Origin of the sequence: Sunxiuqinia rutila (genome assembly GCF_050589705.1) — a bacterium.
Lineage (GTDB): Bacteria > Bacteroidota > Bacteroidia > Bacteroidales > Prolixibacteraceae > Sunxiuqinia > Sunxiuqinia rutila.
In genome coordinates this window covers 163,584-181,532 of the sequence record NZ_JBNGOT010000004.1, presented here as the reverse complement: position 1 = coordinate 181,532, position 17,949 = coordinate 163,584, and the positions used below count along the sequence as shown (strand labels likewise).

The window sequence follows — 17,949 nt, the reverse complement described above, 5'->3', positions numbered from 1 at the left end:
CACTGTCGTTATTGATGCTAAGCCCGATAACCCAATATATAATTTGTGCATGTCTGCTTTAACCAGGAATTATGTCGTACCTTTTAGTTTTTTTAGGTTCATCAGTATTTTGTAAATAGAAATTTCACAGAAAGGGAAAGTTGATGTGTTTTTCGCCAGAAGCCAGTTTTGTCAGTGGGGCAGTCATTACGGTGATTGGTGTTGTGACTGTAAGAAAAGTACATCATCCGGCACAGCTTGTCTTTGCAGTAATTCCTCTGTTTTTTGGGATCCAGCAATTTGCGGAAGGTGTTTTATGGCTTAGTCTGTTCACTGACGGTTCAGAAACAATACGCATATTTAGTACTTACTTCTTTTTGGTTATGGCCGAAGTCATCTGGCCATCTTTAATCCCAGTCTCCGTCTTGTTGATGGAGAAAAATGAAAAACGGAGAAAGATCTTACGTGTGTTGCTGATTTTGGGTATGATTTTGTCCGGTTATTATGCCTTCTGTCTGATATCCTATCAGGTATCACCACGAATTGTTTATTATCATGTTCAGTACAATAATGATTTTCCGAGTTTATTGGCGTTACCTGCCTTTGGTTTATATCTGATTGTAACCATCGTCCCTCTTTTTGTTTCAGAAGTCCGAAAAACCAAGTGGCTGGGTATTTTGATGCTGCTGTCGTGCGTTGTTACTATCGTGTTTTTCCGACAGTGCCTTACTTCGGTGTGGTGCTTTTTTGCTGCTTTAATGAGTGGGGTAGTATACTGGATCCTTCACTCGTCAAAGGAAAAATTTAAATTGGGTCGAATTGAATTCTGACCACTATTTCAACCCGGAAAGTTGTTCAAGACCGCTTGCCCAGATTTGAGATGCACGTTTTGTTTTTGTATGGAACAAAAACAAGGGGCACCTTTTCAGATGCCCCTGCTTTTCCCCAAATCAAATTTAAACTCAATAAATAACCAATCTAAATCGATGCATTTTCTTCGATGGGGTTCAAGAATAATTTCAAGTCTTCATCAACGTTGGTGATGCCGGCAATGCCAAAGTTTTCAACCAGTACGTTGGCTACATTGGGTGACAGGAAGGCCGGCAGGGTTGGTCCGAGGTGAATGTTTTTCACACCCAGGTAAAGCAGGGCCAGCAACACAATCACAGCCTTTTGTTCGTACCAGGCAATGTTGTAGGCAATGGGCAGGTCGTTGACATCATCCAGCTCAAAAATTTCTTTCAGTTTTAATGCCACCACTGCCAATGAATACGAGTCGTTACACTGCCCGGCATCAATAACCCGTGGGATGCCGTTAATGTCGCCCAAAGGCAGTTTGTTGTAGCGGTACTTGGCGCATCCGGCTGTCAGGATCACGGTATCTTTCGGCAGTTTCTCGGCAAACTCGGTATAGTAATCGCGGCTCATCATGCGGCCATCGCAACCAGCCATCACAAAGAATTTACGAATGGCTCCGGTTTTTACAGCCTCCACAATGGGGTCAGCTAATTCAAAAACCTGGTTGTGTGCAAATCCACCTACAATTTCGCCTTGTTCAATTTCGGTTGGTGCAGCACATTTTTTGGCATGCTCAATAATTAGGGAGAAATCTTTCATTTCACCCGGCTTGCGGTCCGGAATGTGGATGGCCCCGGTTAGTCCGCTGGCGCCTGTGGTATAAATTCGGTCTTTGTAGCTGGCTTTTTCCAGAGGTGGAACAATGCAGTTGGTGGTGAACAGGATGGGGCCGTTGAACGATTCAAATTCTTCCTTTTGCTTCCACCAGGCATTTCCGTAGTTTCCGGCCAAGTGACTGTATTTTTTGAACTCGGGATAGTAGTTGGCCGGCAGCATTTCGCTGTGGGTGTATACATCTATGCCGGTTCCTTCAGTCTGTTTCAGCAAATCTTCCAAATCCTTCAGGTCGTGTCCCGAAATCAGGATAGCCGGATTGTTGCGTACGCCAATGTTTACTTTGGTGACCTCGGGATTGCCGTATGAGCTGGTGTTGGCAGCATCCAGAAGTGCCATGACATCCACACCAAATTTTCCGGTTTCCAGCGTCAGGTTGACCAATTCATCCACCGTAAGGTCTTTGGTGGTTGCGGCCAGCGCTTCCTGCAGGAAGTCAAAAATCTCCTGTTTCTCATGGCCCAGGTTATAGGCATGCTCGGCATAGGCGGCCAGTCCTTTCAACCCATAAATAATCAACTCTTTCAGGGAGCGTACGTCTTCGTTTTTCTCACTCAGAATTCCCACTTCCTGGGCTTTTGCTTCAAATTCTTCGCCGGTTTTAGCGGTCCAGTGCACCGATTCGTGGGGACTGATGAGCAAGCCGGCATCCGCCACTTGGCCTTTCAGTTCATCGCGAAACTTCAAGGCTTTTTTGATGCGGATAACAAAAGCCGTGTGGTCGAAGTTGGCATTGGTAATGGTGCTGAACAGCCCGTCAAAAATAACTTTGTTGGCTTTGGCATCTGCCTTTCCAACCGTTTTTAACTCGGTATTTAAAATTGAAATTCCTTTCAATACAAAGAGTAAGGTATCTTGCAGGTTGGCTACATCGCTTGGTTTTCCACAAACTCCTTTAATGGTACATCCAATTCCTTTGGCCGCTTCCTGGCACTGAAAACAAAACATATTCTCCATAACTAAACGCGATTATTTTCTGATTAAATGATTTATTTTTTTGATGGTGGCCCCTACGAGAGCAAGGAAGTCATTCCGAATTGGTTTCGGAATCTGCGTCAGCTTAGGAAAGATGCGCTTTTCTCGCAGGTCCTGAAACAAGTTCAGGATGACTCGGTTTGCGATTTGACGCAGTTTCGTAACTGATTGCTATTGGTAGGGCTTGTAATTTTGGGGTGGTAAAAGAAGCCGGGATTCGGTGCTCCCGGCTATTCCTCCTTAAATCCACTCTTCAGCCAATACATCTCCTCTAATTCCTATGACAATTTCTTTTACCGGCACTTTCCGGCTGGCCCGCTCAACAGCCAGCTGGATCAGGTGGGAGAGTCCACCGCAGCAAGGCACTTCCATAATGACCACCGTGATGGTGTTGACCTTGGATTCATCAATCAGCCGGACTAATTTTTCAACATATATTTCTTTTCCCTGATCCAGTTTCGGACAGGCAATGACTAACTTTTTCCCTTTGATAAAGGTTTGGTGAAAACTGCCGTGGGCAAAGGCTGCGCAGTCGGCAGCTACCAACAGGTCGGCCCCTTGAAAATAGCCGGCTGCCGGATTGATCAGGTGCATTTGTACAGGCCACTGTTGCAGCTCGGATTGTCCGGAATGGCTTGCTGCTGGTTGCGGAGCCATCATAAAGGCCGGCTTTTCAAAACTTACCGGAGCTGACCCCGGGCATCCACCGCCGCAACCACTACTTTGCTCTTGCCCCTGGGGCTTGCTGTTATGCACTTCGCTGATAATGGCCGGTACATTCACATTAATCTCTTCCTCATTGGCCTTCAAATAGCGAACAGCTTCCTGTAAGAATCCGGTTTCTCCATGATCTTTCAGATGTTTCAGGTGAGCGATCAACAAGTTTTCGCCTTTCGGAATCATTTGTTTAATCACGGTCACTTCATCGTATTCTTCTGCCTCGCGCTTTTCAATTTCGATGGCTCCCTGCGGGCAATGGCCCAGGCAAGCACCCAGTCCGTCGCACATCAATTCGCTGATCAATCGGGCTTTTCCATCGATAACCTGTAGTGCGCCTTCGTGACAATTGGGGATACATAGTCCGCATCCGTCACACAACTCTTCATCTATTTTTACGATTTCTCTGATCATCTTTTCCTATGTTTGATGCAACAAATGTAGATGGTCTGTGTTGGGGAGAATGTATCAAATGTTACAAACTTGATTTTTTATGCTGAACTATGATTTATTAAGCCGATCGCCGGTTTTTAGGGGGCTGAGCCCGGAGCAGCTAACCGAGCTTTTTCGGGCTGTCCATTACCAGATCCGGAACTTTGAAAAGAATGAGCTGGTGGTACATGCCGGCGATGAATGTAATCGACTGTTTATTGTGCTGAAAGGAAGTGTGAAAGGGGAGATGGCCGATTATACCGGAAAAACCATCAAGATTGAAGATATTGAGGCACCGCGCCCTTTGGCTGCTGCCTTTTTGTTTGGTCAGAATAACCGGTTTCCGGTGACAGTGATTGCCAACGAGCAGGTAAGCTTGCTGAGTATTGAACGGGTTGAGTTCCTCAAGCTGTTGCAGCAGGATTCGCAGATTTTGACCAACTACCTGAACTCGATCTCTTCGCGGGCGCAATTCCTGTCGCAGCGCATTAAGTTTTTATCGTTTAAAACCATTCGGCAAAAGATCGCACACTACCTGCTCGATTTGGCAGGCGATCGTTTGGCAGTGGTGGAGTTACCTCTGTCGCAAGCGCAGCTGGCTGAGTTTTTCGGTGTGACGCGTCCGTCGCTGGCCCGGGCCATGGGTGAGCTGGATCAGGAAGGCTACATTGAAGTGCAACGCCGGACGGTGCGCATTCTGGATAAGCAAAAAATGAACGACTTACTGAAAGGGTGAGGGCCTGTTCGTTAAGTTAGAATTAACACTGATTGTAAATAAATACCAGTCTGTCTTTTATTCTGTAGTTTTGTATGAAAAGGATCGCAATGGAATGTATTCAGCATGGTGAAAAGACGTTTTTGAAATTCCGAAAATTGACCGATTCCGGTGTTTTTCACTTTTCGTCGACCCGAAAAGGGTGGGGAGGCAACGGGCAATCGCGCTTTACGGGTGATCAGCCTGAAACTTACCAGTCTTTTCGGCAGGAGCTGGCCAATGCTTTCCAGCTTGAAGCGAAGCAGTTGGTTATTCCGCGGCAGGTACACGGCAAACGGGTTGTTGTGGTTAATGAGCTTACCGTGCCCGGCGATCTGGAAGAGACAGACGCGTTGATCACCAACCAGCCGCAGTGCTGCATTTGTGTGCAAACGGCCGACTGTGTGCCCATTTTATTGTATGATCCGGTGCGCCGTGTGGTAGGGGCTGTTCATGCCGGTTGGCGCGGTACCGTGCAAAAGATCGTGAGTAAGACCGTTCATGAAATGCAACGTCACTTCAATACCCAGCCCGAAGACCTGATTGCAGGAATAGGCCCTTCCATTCACTTGCATGCCTATGAGGTTGGTGACGAGGTGATTCGCGCTGTACGTGAAAAATTGCCCAATTACCGCGAACTGCTAAAGCCGGCAACAACCCCCGGAAAAGCTTATCTTGACTTGTGGGAGGCGAACAAAAGTCAGCTGGTAATGGCCGGCGTACTTGAAGAACAGATTGAAATTATGGGGTTCTGTTCATTTTCTCACCAAGCCCTTTTCTATTCGGCGAGGCGTGATGGTATTGATACCGGACGTATGATTTCAGGCATTATGTTGGCGAAATAATTATCTTTGCGCCGATATTTATTTCGTGAACAGCAGGTGGCATCACCCTGCCTAAAAAATTAAAAAAATGCACAACGAACTACTGTGGCTGGTTATGTTACTGGCCAATTTTCTGTTAATTATAGCTGCCTATAAATTCTTTGGAAAATGGGGATTGATCATGTGGATTCCAATTTCCGTTATTGTGGCAAACATTCAGGTTATCCAAACGGTTGAGCTGTTTGGCTTGGTGGCTACCTTAGGCAATATTGTTTATGCAACTTCTTTTTTGGTAACCGATATTTTATCGGAAAACTATGGGCGCGAAGATGCGAAAAAGGCAGTGTGGATTGGTTTCTTTAGTTTGATTTCGATGACCTTGCTGATGAATCTGGCGCTTTATTTCCTGCCCCTTGGAGGCGATGCGTTTGCCGGAACAACGCACGAAGCCATAAGCACCATTTTTAAGTTGATGCCCCGCATTGCAGTTGCCAGTTTGGCTGCTTACCTGGTTTCACAAAGCCATGATATTTGGGCTTTTCATTTCTGGAAAAAGCGGTTCCCCACAACCGGTCAGCTATGGTTGCGCAACAATTTAAGCACGATGGTTTCACAGTTGCTGGACAGTGTGGTATTTACCTTCATTGCCTTTTTTGGGGTGTTCGAGCTGAATGTGCTGTGGGAAATTCTAATCACAACCTATTTGCTGAAATGGGCGGTTGCTGCTGCCGATACGCCTTTTGTTTACTGGGCCCGAAGCATTCATAAAAAGGGAAATTTTGTAATTCGCTAAAGCGCAACCTGTTTTTTTTAATGAAAGAACTTTACCTGCTTGCCCATCAGTGGCTTGGTTTGCTTGTCCGCCTTTGTCGGATGTGTTCATCTACAGTGGTTTGAGTTCTTGCTGTAAGTTTCGGACAGCAGTCAACCATTTCCTTATTTGAGGTGTTGAAAATAAAATTCAGCGGCTGATAAAAATAGTTTTATGATGATCTAAAACTATTTATTTTAGCACCTTAAAGTTTGATTGAAAAACAGGACCTATGAAGATATTTAAATTTGGCGGAGCCTCGGTGAGCTCTGCAAGTGCGATCCAAAATGCCGCATCTATTATTGAGTTGTTTCCCGGGCAAAAAGTCATTGTGGTTTCGGCCATGGGTAACACAACCAATGAGTTGGAAGAGCTCGTGAAAAGCTACTTCAACAAAGGCAAAAAAAGCCAGGAAGTGTTCCAGCACATTCAGGATTATCATGCGGGTATTATTGCAGACCTGGGCCTTGGTGAAGAAAACCTGGGGCAGGTGAAACAACTTTTTGCAGCTTTGGATCAGCGTCTGGCAGAGAGTCCGTCACTGAATTTTGATTACGAGTATGACCAGATGGTTTGCTATGGCGAATTGATTTCCACAGCTATCATTTCGGCTTACCTGAATAAGCGCGGCCTGAACAATAAGTGGATGGATATCCGTCAAAGCCTGCGTACCGATGACACGCATCGCGAAGCACTTGTTGACTATAAGTGGTCTGGAATGCTGATTAACAATAATTTCACTTTTAAAAATGTTGACCACTACGTCACTCAGGGCTTTATCGGGTCGACTAATACGAATCAGACAACTACTTTGGGGCGTGAAGGTTCTGACTTTACGGCGGCCATTTTGGGCAACTTGCTGAATGCAGAAAGCGTGACGATTTGGAAAAACGTACCGGGTGTTTTAAATGCCGATCCGGTGGATTTTGAGGATACCGTAAAGCTGGAAGAACTATCTTATAAGGAAGCGATTGAGCTGGCTTACTCCGGAGCAAAGGTTATTCACCCCAAAACCATTAAGCCTTTGCGCAACAAGCGAATTCCACTTCTGGTCCGCCCCTTCGACTTCCCGGATCAGGCCGGAACCATGATTCACGATGTAGACCACCAGCTGGACCTGGTGCCTGTTTTCATTCTGAAGAAAAAGCAAGCGCTGATTACACTGTCACCGTCAGATTTCTCCTTCATCGGGATTGATCAACTGTCCGAAGTATTCAGCTTGTTTAAAAAGCGCCGGATTAAGGTGAATCTGATTCAGCAGTCGGCCATTGATCTTTCGCTATGTATTGATGAACCGGAAGTTGGATTGGAATCGTTGGTTGTTGAGTTGCGTAAGGAGTTTGATGTGCTTTACAACACGGGACTGATTTTAGCCACCATTCGTTTTTACAACGATGATGCGATGGTAAAAATGAAGCAGGGTCGTCAACTCTTTCTGGAACAAAAAAGCCGGCGTACGGCACGTTTGGTGCTGAAATAGCCAAAAGCCGGACAGGCTTGGTTTAACGATGAATCAAGCTGACAAATGAATAAACTGCGGCTCGTTTTTTTCGAATTGCGGGCCGCAGGTGTATATTTCTGTTTTGTTTGTCATAAGTTATCGAAATATCGTACTTTTAGTCAACAAAATCAGAATTAGTTGACTGACCAAATAAAATGCACCATGGCTAAAAGAAAAAAAAGCAAGTTACTTCCTCTACTACTCGTCTTTCTTGTTGTTCTCATCATTGTGTTGGTCGTTGGGAAAAAGAAAGGCTGGTTTGGAAAAGAGTTCGAAGTTAAAGTCACCACCCAAAAGATTGAAAGCAAAACCATCACTGAGCTGATCACGGCTAACGGGAAGGTTCAGCCTGAAACCGAAGTGAAAATAAGTCCTGATGTCTCCGGAGAGATTATTGAGATGGACATTGTAGAAGGTGATCCGGTGAAGAAAGGTCAGCTGTTGGTGGTTATCAAACCCGATATTTACATTCAGGCACTGAACCGGGCCGAAGCCAGCCTGAACTCTTCGAAAGCTCGCTTGGCACAGGCCGAAGCTCAATTGATTGAGCGGGAGTTGGCGTTCAAGCGGTCTAAAACATTGTATGATCAGCAAGCCGTTCCGCAGTCGGAGTTTGAAACTGCTCAGGCCAGTTATAAAGTGTCAGCCGCAGAGGTACGCGCAGCTGAATTTGCCGTAAAGTCGGCTGAAGCCTCGGTAGCTGAAGCCGAAGAGCAGTTGGTGAAAACCAAAATCTATGCGCCCATGGATGGCACGGTATCCAAACTCAATGTTGAAAAAGGCGAGCGGGTGGTAGGAACCAACATGTATGCCGGAACCGATATGATGGTGGTGGCTGACTTGGATCGGATGGAAGTGAAGGTGGAGGTGAACGAAAACGATATTGTGAAGGTGACAAAAGGCGACACCGCTCTCGTGGAGGTGGATGCTTATTTGAAGCGCAAGTTTAAGGGAATTGTCACCGAGATTGCCAACTCGGCCAATACGGTGGGGACTTCATCTGACCAGGTAACCAATTTTGATGTGAAGGTGTTGCTGTTGCAGGAATCTTACCTCGATTTGATCGACAGCGCTTCCATGAATATTTATCCGTTTCGTCCGGGCATGTCAGCCACGGTTGATATTCAGACGGAGACTCGCAAAGGGGTGATTGCCGTACCGATTCAGGCAGTTACTACCCGGGTGGCGGAAGGCGATACCGTTTCGGGCGCAGAAACCTCAAAGGATGAAAAAGAAGAAGTGATTTTTGTGTTGGAAGAGGGATTGGCTCGTAAAAAACGGGTTGAAACCGGTATTCAGGATAACATGAACATTGAAATTTTGAGTGGAATTCAGGACGGTGATGAAGTGATTACCGGCCCCTATAACATTGTGAGCCGGACCCTGAAAGATAGCTTAAGTGTTAAGCCGGTGGATGAAAAAGAATTGTTTGAAGCTCAAAAATAAAGAGGCAAAGGCAACACAAAAAAAAGCCATTCGGGATTTTCCGAATGGCTTTTTCTATGCCTTGATGCTTACTTATTCCGGACGTTTAAAATTGTTCCAGAAACTTTCCAGGTAAGCCTCGTTTTCGAAGTAATCTTTTCCCGTTCGTTGGCTTGGGCTAGTGTTTAAATCCAGCACACTGGCCTTCCGGCTAAAGGTTACCTGCTGGTTTTTCGAATTTAAAAATGTTTTGTCGCAATCCAGGTAGCTAAGGGCGTACTTCCCGTCCTGGGGTTTGTATGTAGCCGTGTAATGATAACGTACCTGGCTTTGTTTTTTGCTTTTGGTTGCCAGTGAACGGTTGTGCGGGTTGTTGCGTTTGGATTCAACCACACACTCATTACGCAGAATTTCATAGTTATTCTGGCTGATGTAAATTTTCCCGTCCAGGCGGGTGGCATAATAATCGCCGGTATGGGCCAAATCGGCTTTGATGGTTTTGTACGAAATTACCCAAACCGAATCGCCGTTAAAGGGGCTAATGCTTTCGAGTTTTAAGTCAAAGTCGTTGAGAAGCTGGGCGTTTAAAATACCATTGGCTAGCCGGGCAATATCCATTTCAAGCAGCTCGTCAAAGCCGGTGCTACCTGTTGAAATCGAATACGATTCGAAATTTTTGTTGACCTCCGTGAACTGATAGTGGCGATTTTTAAAGGCATCGGTGATGGATGGCGAGCGATAAGCTGTGGCATCAAAAAGATCAATAACTGCTTCGCGGTTTTGCTGCGAATCATCGGCCGTTTTCAAGGTTTCCTGGTAGTAAAATTTCATGCCCAGAGGTCCCCGGTGAAAGTTCTGGGGAATGTTGTTTGCGGCCGTTTTTATAATTCGAAAAAGAACCCGCGATTGGGCAGCAATGTCAACATCCTCAATATCGTAGGTCTGCTCGTTTAGGTCAATCTTGATGAAGTTTTTTTGCAAGAGTTGGGCAATGTCGAAGGTGCGGTTTTCATAGCCTACCGCCGAAAAAAACAGTTGTTCCTGTTGAAATTCTTCCGGAACCTTAAGTTCGAAAAAGCCTTGGGCGTCGCTGGCTGTGCCGTAGAAGGTGCCTTCAACGCCAATGTTGGTATAGGCAATTCCTGCCTGGTTGGCCGCGTCAACTACCCGGCCTTTAATTTGCTTGACTTGTGCTTCTGTCGTGAAACTAAACAGAAGAAATAAGGATATTATCAGATTTCTCATGTTGTCTTTTTTTTAGCTCAGAGTTTTTCCTATTTTTAGCTAATAACGGGAGAATAAATTTAAAAGTACAATTTGAATAACATATTTATAAGAACGACGTTATTTATTCGAATTGACCAAGCAACAAAAAAATAGTTTAAAATCAAACAATCCGGGAGTTAAATCCTCTTAAATTCTACATGAATTAGGATTCAATTGCCCGGCTTATTGTTTACAATAAAATTGAATAAAAATGAGAACAAGCAAACTTGTTATATTCATCGCATGCGTGGGGCTTTTGTCTGTATCGTGTGTGTCGAAAAAGAAATACCTGGACATGGAATCTTCAAAATTGCGTGCGGAGCAGCGGGTGCGTGACCTGACTGATGAGAACCAGGCCAAAGCTGACCGGATTGCGCAGTTGATTGCCGACTACGAAGAAACCAAGACGGAGCTGATGGGCAGCAATGCCGAAAAAGATCAGCTGATTAGTGACTTGAACGGACAAATCAACACCTTGGCAAACAATGTGCAGGAAAAAGATGCCAACATCGAAGAAAAGATTTATGCCTTCGAATACGAAAAGAGGCAGTATAGCCAGCAGATGGAAGGCTATAAAAATCAAATAGCGACTTTGCAGGATGATAAAAATGCGCTTTCTTCGCAAGTGAAGAAACTGACTGGCGATCTTTCCGAAATTCGTTTTAATCAGAATCGTCAGAAAGATGAAAACAGTAAGTTGGAATTTCAACTGAAATCGAAAAACAGTACCATTGAAGAATTGTCGGGACAGCTGGCTACTTTAAAGTCGCAAGTGCAAAAGCTGAAAGTAGATCTTCAAACCAAGGATGAAAAAATTGAACAACTGAAAAACAATGTTAGCTTGCTGAAAAGTGAGCTGGCCAAATAAATCAAATCGTAAAGTTAAATTGAATGAAAAAAATGACGTATTTGCTGGCGTTGCTGCTGTGTGCAGGGCCGCTGCTGGCACAAAAAGATGTAGTTAAACTGTTTAATGGTAAGAACCTGGATGGTTGGAAAATTCACGGTACCGAAAAATGGTATGTAGAAAAAGGCGAACTAGTTTGTGAAAGCGGCCCGGATAAGGCTTATGGTTACCTGTCAACCGAGAAATCGTATGATGATTTTGAGTTGGAGGTTGAGTTTAAGCAAGAAGCCAATGGCAATAGCGGCATCTTCTTCCGTTCTACTTTTGAAGGAACGAAAGTGAGTGGCTGGCAAGTAGAAGTAGCTCCGCCAAACCATGATTCAGGCGGTATCTACGAATCGTATGGCCGTGGATGGATCTGCCAGATTCCGGATGAGGAAGAAGGTTACCTGAAAATGGGAAAATGGAATAAAATGAAAATTCGCCTGCAAGGCGGCCATGTCACTACCTGGTTGAACGGACACCAAATGTGCGACATGACCGACGATAAAATTGCAGAAGGCAAAGGAAGTATTGCCCTGCAAATTCATGATGGAGGCGGCATTAAAGTACGCTGGAGAAACCTGAAGCTTCGGGAGCTTTAACCCAAAGAAGGCAGGTTAATTCCTTTTATTTTACGGAATAAATCAAGGGCATACAAATCCGTCATGCCCGACACAAAGTCGATTACCGATTGTACCTTTTCATAGGTTGAATGGTGGTCGACTTTGTACTGAACAGGCATCAGTGAAATCAGGCGTCTCGAGTAACCTTTGTCGGGCGAAAGGACTGCCTCGATGAACGCTTCAAGCAACGTGCCGATAATCTGGTGACCCGAAATTTCAACTTCCACCACTGCCCGGTGTCTGTAAATTTTTTTGATGGACAAGGCCTGAATTTCGTCCATGGCAACCTTCGAGATTCCTTTAACCTGGCTGATCAGCGACTGCTGAAAAGTTCCTTCCATGATGGCTTCCTGGTTGATTTCAAATTCAGCCATGCATTGATGAACCAACTTGTTAATCACGCCTGCACGCAAGTAGGCAATGCGCTCATTGTGGTCCAGTACTTCGTTGAAGGTTGCTTCAATCTTGGCCAATAAGTCCTTGTCTGCCTGCTGATCGTAGAAATTCAGGAAAAGGGTTTTGGTTTGCTCATAAGTCAGAATCCCTAGTTTGTGAGCATCTTCCAAATCCATTAGCTGGTAGCAAATGTCATCGGCAGCTTCCACCAGAAAAACCAAGGGATGGCGGGCAAACTTCAACGGGTTGTTGTCAAGCTGTTTGATATTGAGCTCGCGGGCGATTTCTTCATAGCAGGCTTTTTCCGATTGAAAAAAACCAAACTTGGGTTTGGTTACATTGACCGATTCAAACGGGTATTTAACAATGCTGGCCAGTGTGGTATAGGTTAAGGCAAAGCCTCCGGCACGACGCCCGTGAAACTGGTGGCTAAGCAGTCGCAAGGCATTGGCATTGCCATCGAAATAAACAAAGTCTTTCCATTCCTCGGGTTTCAGCATGAGTTCCAGATTCTGCCCTTTCCCATTTCTGAAATAGCTGGAAATGGCTTCTTCTCCGGCATGTCCGAAAGGAGGGTTACCCATGTCGTGGGCCAGGCAGGCCGCTGAAACAACCGCACCCAGTTCCGAAATTAAAGGATTGGTTTCACCGGCAGCCAGTAGTTTCTCCGAAAGAATGTTTCCGAGCGATCGGCCAACACTCGCAACTTCCAGGCTGTGCGTTAGCCGGTTGTGTACAAAAATGCTTCCGGGCAGCGGGAAAACCTGGGTTTTGTTTTGCATCCGCCGGAATGGCGATGAAAAAATAATCCGGTCGTAGTCGCGCTGAAACTGGGTCCGGTTATAGTTTTCCGCCTGTTTTGCTGCGGGTTTGGAGCCTAATCGTTTACTCGAAATTAATTCGTTCCAGTTCATCATAGCTTTTTATTTTAATAAGCAGTTGGGGGCGTTTTCTGTTCAAAAAATATCAACCTGATAATTTTTCAGCTCTTTGTCCAGTTGCTTTGAATTTGGACAGACTGATTCGAGCAGGTTCCAAAAACTGGCACTGTGGTTCTTTTCCCGGGTATGGGCCAGTTCGTGCAGCAGAACATAGTCGGTTAAGTGATCCGGCAAACGCATCAGATGAACATTCAGGTTGATGTTGTTGGTGTATGAGCAGCTTCCCCAGCGGCTTTTTACATGTTTTACAAATACTTTTTCAAATTGAAACTGGTGTTTTTCAGCCAGTTCCTGAAGGCGGGCAGGCAGGTATACTTTGGCTTCGTAGCGCATCACTTCTACGAGCGTTCTGCGTATAAACTGCTGAATGGATGAGTGTTCGTGATTGATGTGCTCCGGAATGTTGATTTGAATGATTCCGTTTCCAATGCTGTTTGATACTTTTGACTGCCTGACTTTTACGACTTTTAATTGATGAAACTTTGTTCGAAAAGAGCTATCTTGTCTAAAAACAGTTAAACCTGTTTTCAGCTTTTGTTGTTGTTCTTGTATCCAGGCCGTTTTTGATTTGACAAAGTCAATCGCTTTTGACTCGGAAGCTAAAACAGGCATGGAGACATGGGCCAGTCCATTGGGTTTTACCCGTAACCGAAAATAACGGGAGCGTTCATTTCTAACTAGAGTAACCTGGCCAACAGGTTCTACATCGATCACTTTTTCAGCCTTCATAGCGTTGATAATTGCTGACGAAGATAATCAATCCTTCAAAATTTGAACTATGGAACAAAAAAACACGATTGAGGTATTTGGGACGATTAACAAACGAGAAACCGTATTTACTATTGATGACAAAGTAGAGCCAGGAACCCTTGTTTTTGAATCGCTTGAGCCATTCCCGGGCTATTACCACGAAACGCCTTTTGACACAAAGCCTATCTACATGTACATTGCGTTGCAGGAACATTATCCGCTGGAAACGATTATTCGTGCCACCCAGGAAGTTGAAAAGGTGTTTGACGAAAAATTTGATGCCGGTAAAGGCTTTCTTACCATGTATGATACCACTTACAATGTTTTGAGGGTGCGGCATCTGAACCGGTATGACCTGATTGGAACTCTGCAAAAAGCCTATGCTGCGAATGGGATTCAATTTTTGGCTAAAACCCGGAAAAACCTGAAAGAGAAAGCCAACATTAAAGTGGTTAAGTTTTTCAGCCTGGAGGAAATTGACCCCGGAATTTACCTGGATTTGAAAGAGCGCTTCCATGCCTATATCGAGCTTCCGGCTCATTATACCTGGGAAGAGTTCGATGCGCTAAGCAACCGGGTGAAATACAATTGGAGTGAGAGCAAATTTGATGCGGCTGTTGGTGCCTTTTATCACAAGGGGCGGTTGCGCGAGTTTGTAAGGATTTACAGTAATAAATTAAGCCTGGAATATTTGCAGCAACTGAAGAAGCTGTATTTGGAAAAAGTGAAACTACCACAGTAAATAGATTCTGAAAGCGGGATAACGGTTGTTATTCCGCTTGTTGTTTGGGCTAGTAGTTTTCATGCTATCCCTAAAAAAAGCTGCACCAATGAAACCAATCACTGATGCAGCCCCGAGTAAAAAAAAATTATGCTGCTAATTTATTGGAATTCGTGTTTGTTCAAGGACTTGCCTTTCACTACGAGTTTCCAATCTTTTTGAATCGGCCCACGGATGTTCCGGGTCGATTATTTTTTATCACTGATCCCTTCTTAGTTTTTAATTTGCCTGATTATGACCAGTATACGCGTTTTATTGTCTGTTGTAACTGCCCAAAACTAAGTATATTTTTTACAAGAAAGGCTGTTTTTATCGATAAATGTGTACGCACACACCATTTTTTTTTATCTTGTCGCATGTTCTTGTCCACCGGATGCATGGTTTAACAACGGGAAATACGACAAATTCATCGTTGTATTAAAGACTTTATTTTGAGTCAATACCGTGTTTTGATCAGAAGTGAATTTGAAAATGGCTTTCCCCCTTGTTGGCAGTAATTGATTAGGGAAATCTTATCTCTGATTTTTAAAAGTGTGTCCGCAAACACTTTTTTTAGAAAGGATTATTATTCGGAACTTTGAATGTAGACTAATCTTTAAAATCGACTATAAATGAGAAAGATAATTGGAGTTTTGTTAATGGTTGTGATGGGGTGCCTATCGCTGCCGGCTCAGGACCTGGGTGTTCATCAACAGTCAACAACCTATGAGTGGCCATCTGACCAAAAAGTTTTGGAAAAATTGGATCAATGGCAGGATCTGAAGTTTGGAATGATCATTCACTGGGGCTTGTATGCTGTTCCGGGAATAATCGAATCGTGGGCGCTCTGTTCTGAAGACTGGATTAACCGACCTGACAGCATGGGCTACTGTGAATTTAAAGAGTGGTACTGGGGCTTGAGCAAGGAGTTTAACCCTGTGAAATTTGATCCGGAACAATGGGCAGAAGCTGCTGATCAGGCAGGCATGAAATACCTGGTGTTCACCACCAAGCATCATGATGGGTACAACCTGTTCGACACCCAGCAAACAGACTTTAAAGTTACGAACGGTCCGTTTGCTGACCATCCCAAAGCCAATGTGACAAAGTATGTTTTTGATGCTTTTCGGGCTAAAGACTTTATGATTGGGGCATATTACTCCAAGCCAGACTGGCATTCGCAAGACTTTTGGTGGGATAAATATTCAACGCCCAACCGGAATGTTAACTATGACATACGCAAGTTTCCGGAGCGTTGGAACCGCTTCAAAACATTTGCCTATAATCAGATTCAGGAGTTGATGACTGACTACGGTTCTGTGGATATTCTTTGGCTTGATGGCGGTTGGGTTCGTCCGCGTGAGACGGTGAATGAAGAAGTGTTGTCGTGGGGAGCACCAATTCCGGAGTGGGATCAGAAAATTGATCTGCCCAAAATCGCAGATATGGCGCGTCAGAAACAACCCGGCTTGTTGATCGTGGATCGCACGGTTCATGGTCCTTACGAGAATTATCAGACCCCCGAGCGCAGTATTCCTTCCGAACAACTGGCTTACCCATGGGAAAGCTGTATTACCCTTGGCAACAACTGGGGATTTGTTCCGAATGAAAAGCTGAAATCGCCGATAAAAGTGGTGCATGACTTGGTGGAGATTGTAGCCAAAGGAGGTAGTTTATTGTTGGGCGTTGGGCCCCGTCCTGATGGAACGCTGGATACTGAAGTTATCGAACGGTTAAAGGTGATTGGCGAGTGGCTTCAGGCCAACGGTGACGCTATTTATAATACACGGACTGCCGAGTTTTATCAGGATGGCGAAGTGTTCTTTACCAAAGGGAAGAACAAAGAGACTTATGCCGTTGCCCGGTTGACAGAGGGAGAGCCTGTTCCGGCAACGATTCGTTGGGGTGGAAATTTACCGGCAAAGGGTTCAGATTTGATTTTGCTGGCTACCGGAGAAAAAATGAAATGGAAAATGGATGGAGATCAAGTGGTGGTGTCTGTGCCAAAGTCATTCCGGAAAAGTCATGCAAAATACCCTGCGTTGGCCTTTTCTATTCAAACCAATTTATAGAACTGATCTTTTAAGTATTGAGAAAGATGATGAAAAAACAATTTCGTATACTGAGCCTGATCCTCTTACTGTCCGCTCCGTTTTCTGCTTCTACACAGAACTTGTGGGAAGGCCTTGAGCATTTGTTTACACCGGTTCGGAATTATGTGATTTACCAGGCTGCTGAACCGATTGTAGTGGATGGAAAACCAGACGAAGCCGCTTGGTCAAAAGCCAGTTGGACGGCTGAATTTGTAGACATTGAAGGAGGCCTCAAGCCAAAGCCATTGCATCGTACACGTGTTAAAATGCTGTGGGATGCGAACAACCTGTATGTGTTTGCCGAGCTGGAAGAACCGCACGTTTGGGCTTATTACGACACGAATGATATGATTGTCTATCATGAAAATGATTTTGAAATTTTCATTGATCCGGACGGCAATGCCCATGATTATTTTGAGTTTGAAGTAAATGCCCGCAACACCTTGTTTGACTTATTTATGCCGCGTCCGTATCGTGACGGCGCCCGCCCCTTGGTCATTTACAATGCTCCGGGCTTTGAAAGTGCCATTGCTATTGATGGAACGCTGAATGATGCAAGTGATCGGGATAAAAAATGGACGGTAGAGATGAAAATTCCTTTTTCGGACTTGCGCTCCGGGGTTGAGAGTGAAGTGCCTGAGCAGGGTGATCACTGGCGAATCAATTTTTCACGGGTACAATGGAAAACCGATGTTGTTGATGGTCGGTATGTCAGACGCAAAAATCCGGAAACGGGTCGTCCGTTACCTGAATACAACTGGGTTTGGAGTGCTCCCGGCATCATCAGCATGCATGCCCCCGAACGTTACGGGATCGTTCAGTTCTCAACTCATCCGGTAGGAACTGCCAAGGAGGTGTTTCAGCCGGAGAAGCATGAGCAATTGCGCCAATATGCCTGGTTAATTTATTACCGACAGAGAAATTATCAGCGGGAGCACGGCAGCTATGCGGACAATTTGCAACAATTGGGTTTAAATGACCGTTTCACCTTAGATGGAAATGAGGCGGCCAAGCTGGAGCTGGAAGCCAGCAAGTGGCAGTTTACAGTCAGGCTTACGGCTGCTGATGGAACTTCTTTTACGATTAATGATGTAGGCTTATTCAAAACAAATCAAAAATAG

General features: G+C 44.9%; 17 protein-coding genes. 12 read left to right on the top strand and 5 right to left on the bottom strand.

Annotated features, from left to right (window positions below):
* The first annotated feature begins 143 nt into the window (after positions 1–143).
* A complete protein-coding gene (locus ACRD6K_RS06235; protein WP_430972539.1) occupies positions 144–809 on the top strand; it encodes a DUF6629 family protein in 666 nt (221 codons plus the stop codon).
* Positions 810–957: 148 nt separating this feature from the next.
* Here ACRD6K_RS06235 and hcp read toward each other — a convergent pair whose 3' ends face one another.
* Entirely contained in the window at positions 958–2,628 is a 1,671-nt protein-coding gene (gene hcp, locus ACRD6K_RS06230) for a hydroxylamine reductase (protein ID WP_430972538.1), read from the bottom strand.
* A gap of 27 nt (positions 2,629–2,655) precedes the next feature.
* Here hcp and ACRD6K_RS06225 point away from each other — a divergent pair, with 27 nt between their 5' ends.
* A complete protein-coding gene (locus ACRD6K_RS06225; RefSeq protein WP_430972537.1) occupies positions 2,656–2,814 on the top strand; it encodes a hypothetical protein in 159 nt (52 codons plus the stop codon).
* Between the two features lie 72 nt (positions 2,815–2,886).
* Here the strand turns inward: ACRD6K_RS06225 and ACRD6K_RS06220 are convergent, their stop codons facing one another.
* The gene (locus tag ACRD6K_RS06220; protein WP_430972536.1) at positions 2,887–3,777 is read right to left on the bottom strand and encodes an ATP-binding protein; all 891 of its coding nucleotides are present in this window, start codon (positions 3,775–3,777) and stop codon (positions 2,887–2,889) included.
* A gap of 79 nt (positions 3,778–3,856) precedes the next feature.
* On the opposite strand from ACRD6K_RS06220, the gene ACRD6K_RS06215 reads away from it, so the two are divergent.
* The 5 genes from ACRD6K_RS06215 to ACRD6K_RS06195 all read left to right on the top strand — a co-directional run bounded on the left by ACRD6K_RS06215 (position 3,857) and on the right by ACRD6K_RS06195 (position 9,131).
* Positions 3,857–4,531 carry a Crp/Fnr family transcriptional regulator gene (locus ACRD6K_RS06215; RefSeq protein WP_299578948.1) on the top strand — a complete coding sequence of 225 codons (675 nt, stop codon included), beginning with the start codon at positions 3,857–3,859 and terminating at the stop codon, positions 4,529–4,531.
* Between the two features lie 74 nt (positions 4,532–4,605).
* On the top strand, positions 4,606–5,394 hold the full coding sequence (gene pgeF, locus ACRD6K_RS06210) for a peptidoglycan editing factor PgeF (protein ID WP_430972535.1): 789 nt from the start codon (positions 4,606–4,608) through the stop codon (positions 5,392–5,394).
* A 67-nt stretch (positions 5,395–5,461) separates the two neighbouring features.
* Entirely contained in the window at positions 5,462–6,166 is a 705-nt protein-coding gene (locus ACRD6K_RS06205; protein WP_430972534.1) for a queuosine precursor transporter, read from the top strand.
* 250 nt (positions 6,167–6,416) lie between these two features.
* Complete coding sequence (locus ACRD6K_RS06200) at positions 6,417–7,664, top strand: aspartate kinase (protein WP_430972533.1); 1,248 nt, start codon at positions 6,417–6,419, stop codon at positions 7,662–7,664.
* Positions 7,665–7,847: 183 nt separating this feature from the next.
* Positions 7,848–9,131, top strand: coding sequence for an efflux RND transporter periplasmic adaptor subunit (locus ACRD6K_RS06195; protein WP_430972532.1), 1,284 nt, complete (start codon positions 7,848–7,850; stop codon positions 9,129–9,131).
* Between the two features lie 72 nt (positions 9,132–9,203).
* Here the strand turns inward: ACRD6K_RS06195 and ACRD6K_RS06190 are convergent, their stop codons facing one another.
* On the bottom strand, positions 9,204–10,355 hold the full coding sequence (locus ACRD6K_RS06190; RefSeq protein WP_430972531.1) for a carboxypeptidase-like regulatory domain-containing protein: 1,152 nt from the start codon (positions 10,353–10,355) through the stop codon (positions 9,204–9,206).
* 232 nt (positions 10,356–10,587) lie between these two features.
* On the opposite strand from ACRD6K_RS06190, the gene ACRD6K_RS06185 reads away from it, so the two are divergent.
* Both ACRD6K_RS06185 and ACRD6K_RS06180 read left to right on the top strand, forming a co-directional pair.
* Positions 10,588–11,244 carry a hypothetical protein gene (locus ACRD6K_RS06185; protein WP_430972530.1) on the top strand — a complete coding sequence of 219 codons (657 nt, stop codon included), beginning with the start codon at positions 10,588–10,590 and terminating at the stop codon, positions 11,242–11,244.
* Between the two features lie 23 nt (positions 11,245–11,267).
* Positions 11,268–11,867, top strand: coding sequence for a 3-keto-disaccharide hydrolase (locus ACRD6K_RS06180; protein WP_430972529.1), 600 nt, complete (start codon positions 11,268–11,270; stop codon positions 11,865–11,867).
* Here ACRD6K_RS06180 and ACRD6K_RS06175 read toward each other — a convergent pair.
* Together ACRD6K_RS06175 and ACRD6K_RS06170 are read right to left on the bottom strand one after the other, a co-directional pair.
* Positions 11,864–13,201, bottom strand: coding sequence for a deoxyguanosinetriphosphate triphosphohydrolase (locus ACRD6K_RS06175; RefSeq protein WP_430972528.1), 1,338 nt, complete (start codon positions 13,199–13,201; stop codon positions 11,864–11,866). The genes ACRD6K_RS06180 and ACRD6K_RS06175 overlap by 4 nt on opposite strands.
* 39 nt (positions 13,202–13,240) lie before the next feature.
* Entirely contained in the window at positions 13,241–13,954 is a 714-nt protein-coding gene (locus ACRD6K_RS06170) for a M48 family metallopeptidase (protein WP_430972527.1), read from the bottom strand.
* A 49-nt stretch (positions 13,955–14,003) separates the two neighbouring features.
* Here ACRD6K_RS06170 and ACRD6K_RS06165 point away from each other — a divergent pair, with 49 nt between their 5' ends.
* From ACRD6K_RS06165 to ACRD6K_RS06155, 3 genes are all read left to right on the top strand, one after another.
* Positions 14,004–14,717 (top strand): hypothetical protein, encoded by a 714-nt coding sequence (locus ACRD6K_RS06165; RefSeq protein WP_430972526.1) that lies wholly within the window; start codon positions 14,004–14,006, stop codon positions 14,715–14,717.
* A 650-nt stretch (positions 14,718–15,367) separates the two neighbouring features.
* A complete protein-coding gene (locus ACRD6K_RS06160) occupies positions 15,368–16,807 on the top strand; it encodes an alpha-L-fucosidase (RefSeq protein ID WP_430972525.1) in 1,440 nt (479 codons plus the stop codon).
* Positions 16,808–16,833: 26 nt separating this feature from the next.
* The gene (locus ACRD6K_RS06155) at positions 16,834–17,949 is read left to right on the top strand and encodes a carbohydrate-binding family 9-like protein (RefSeq protein WP_430972524.1); all 1,116 of its coding nucleotides are present in this window, start codon (positions 16,834–16,836) and stop codon (positions 17,947–17,949) included.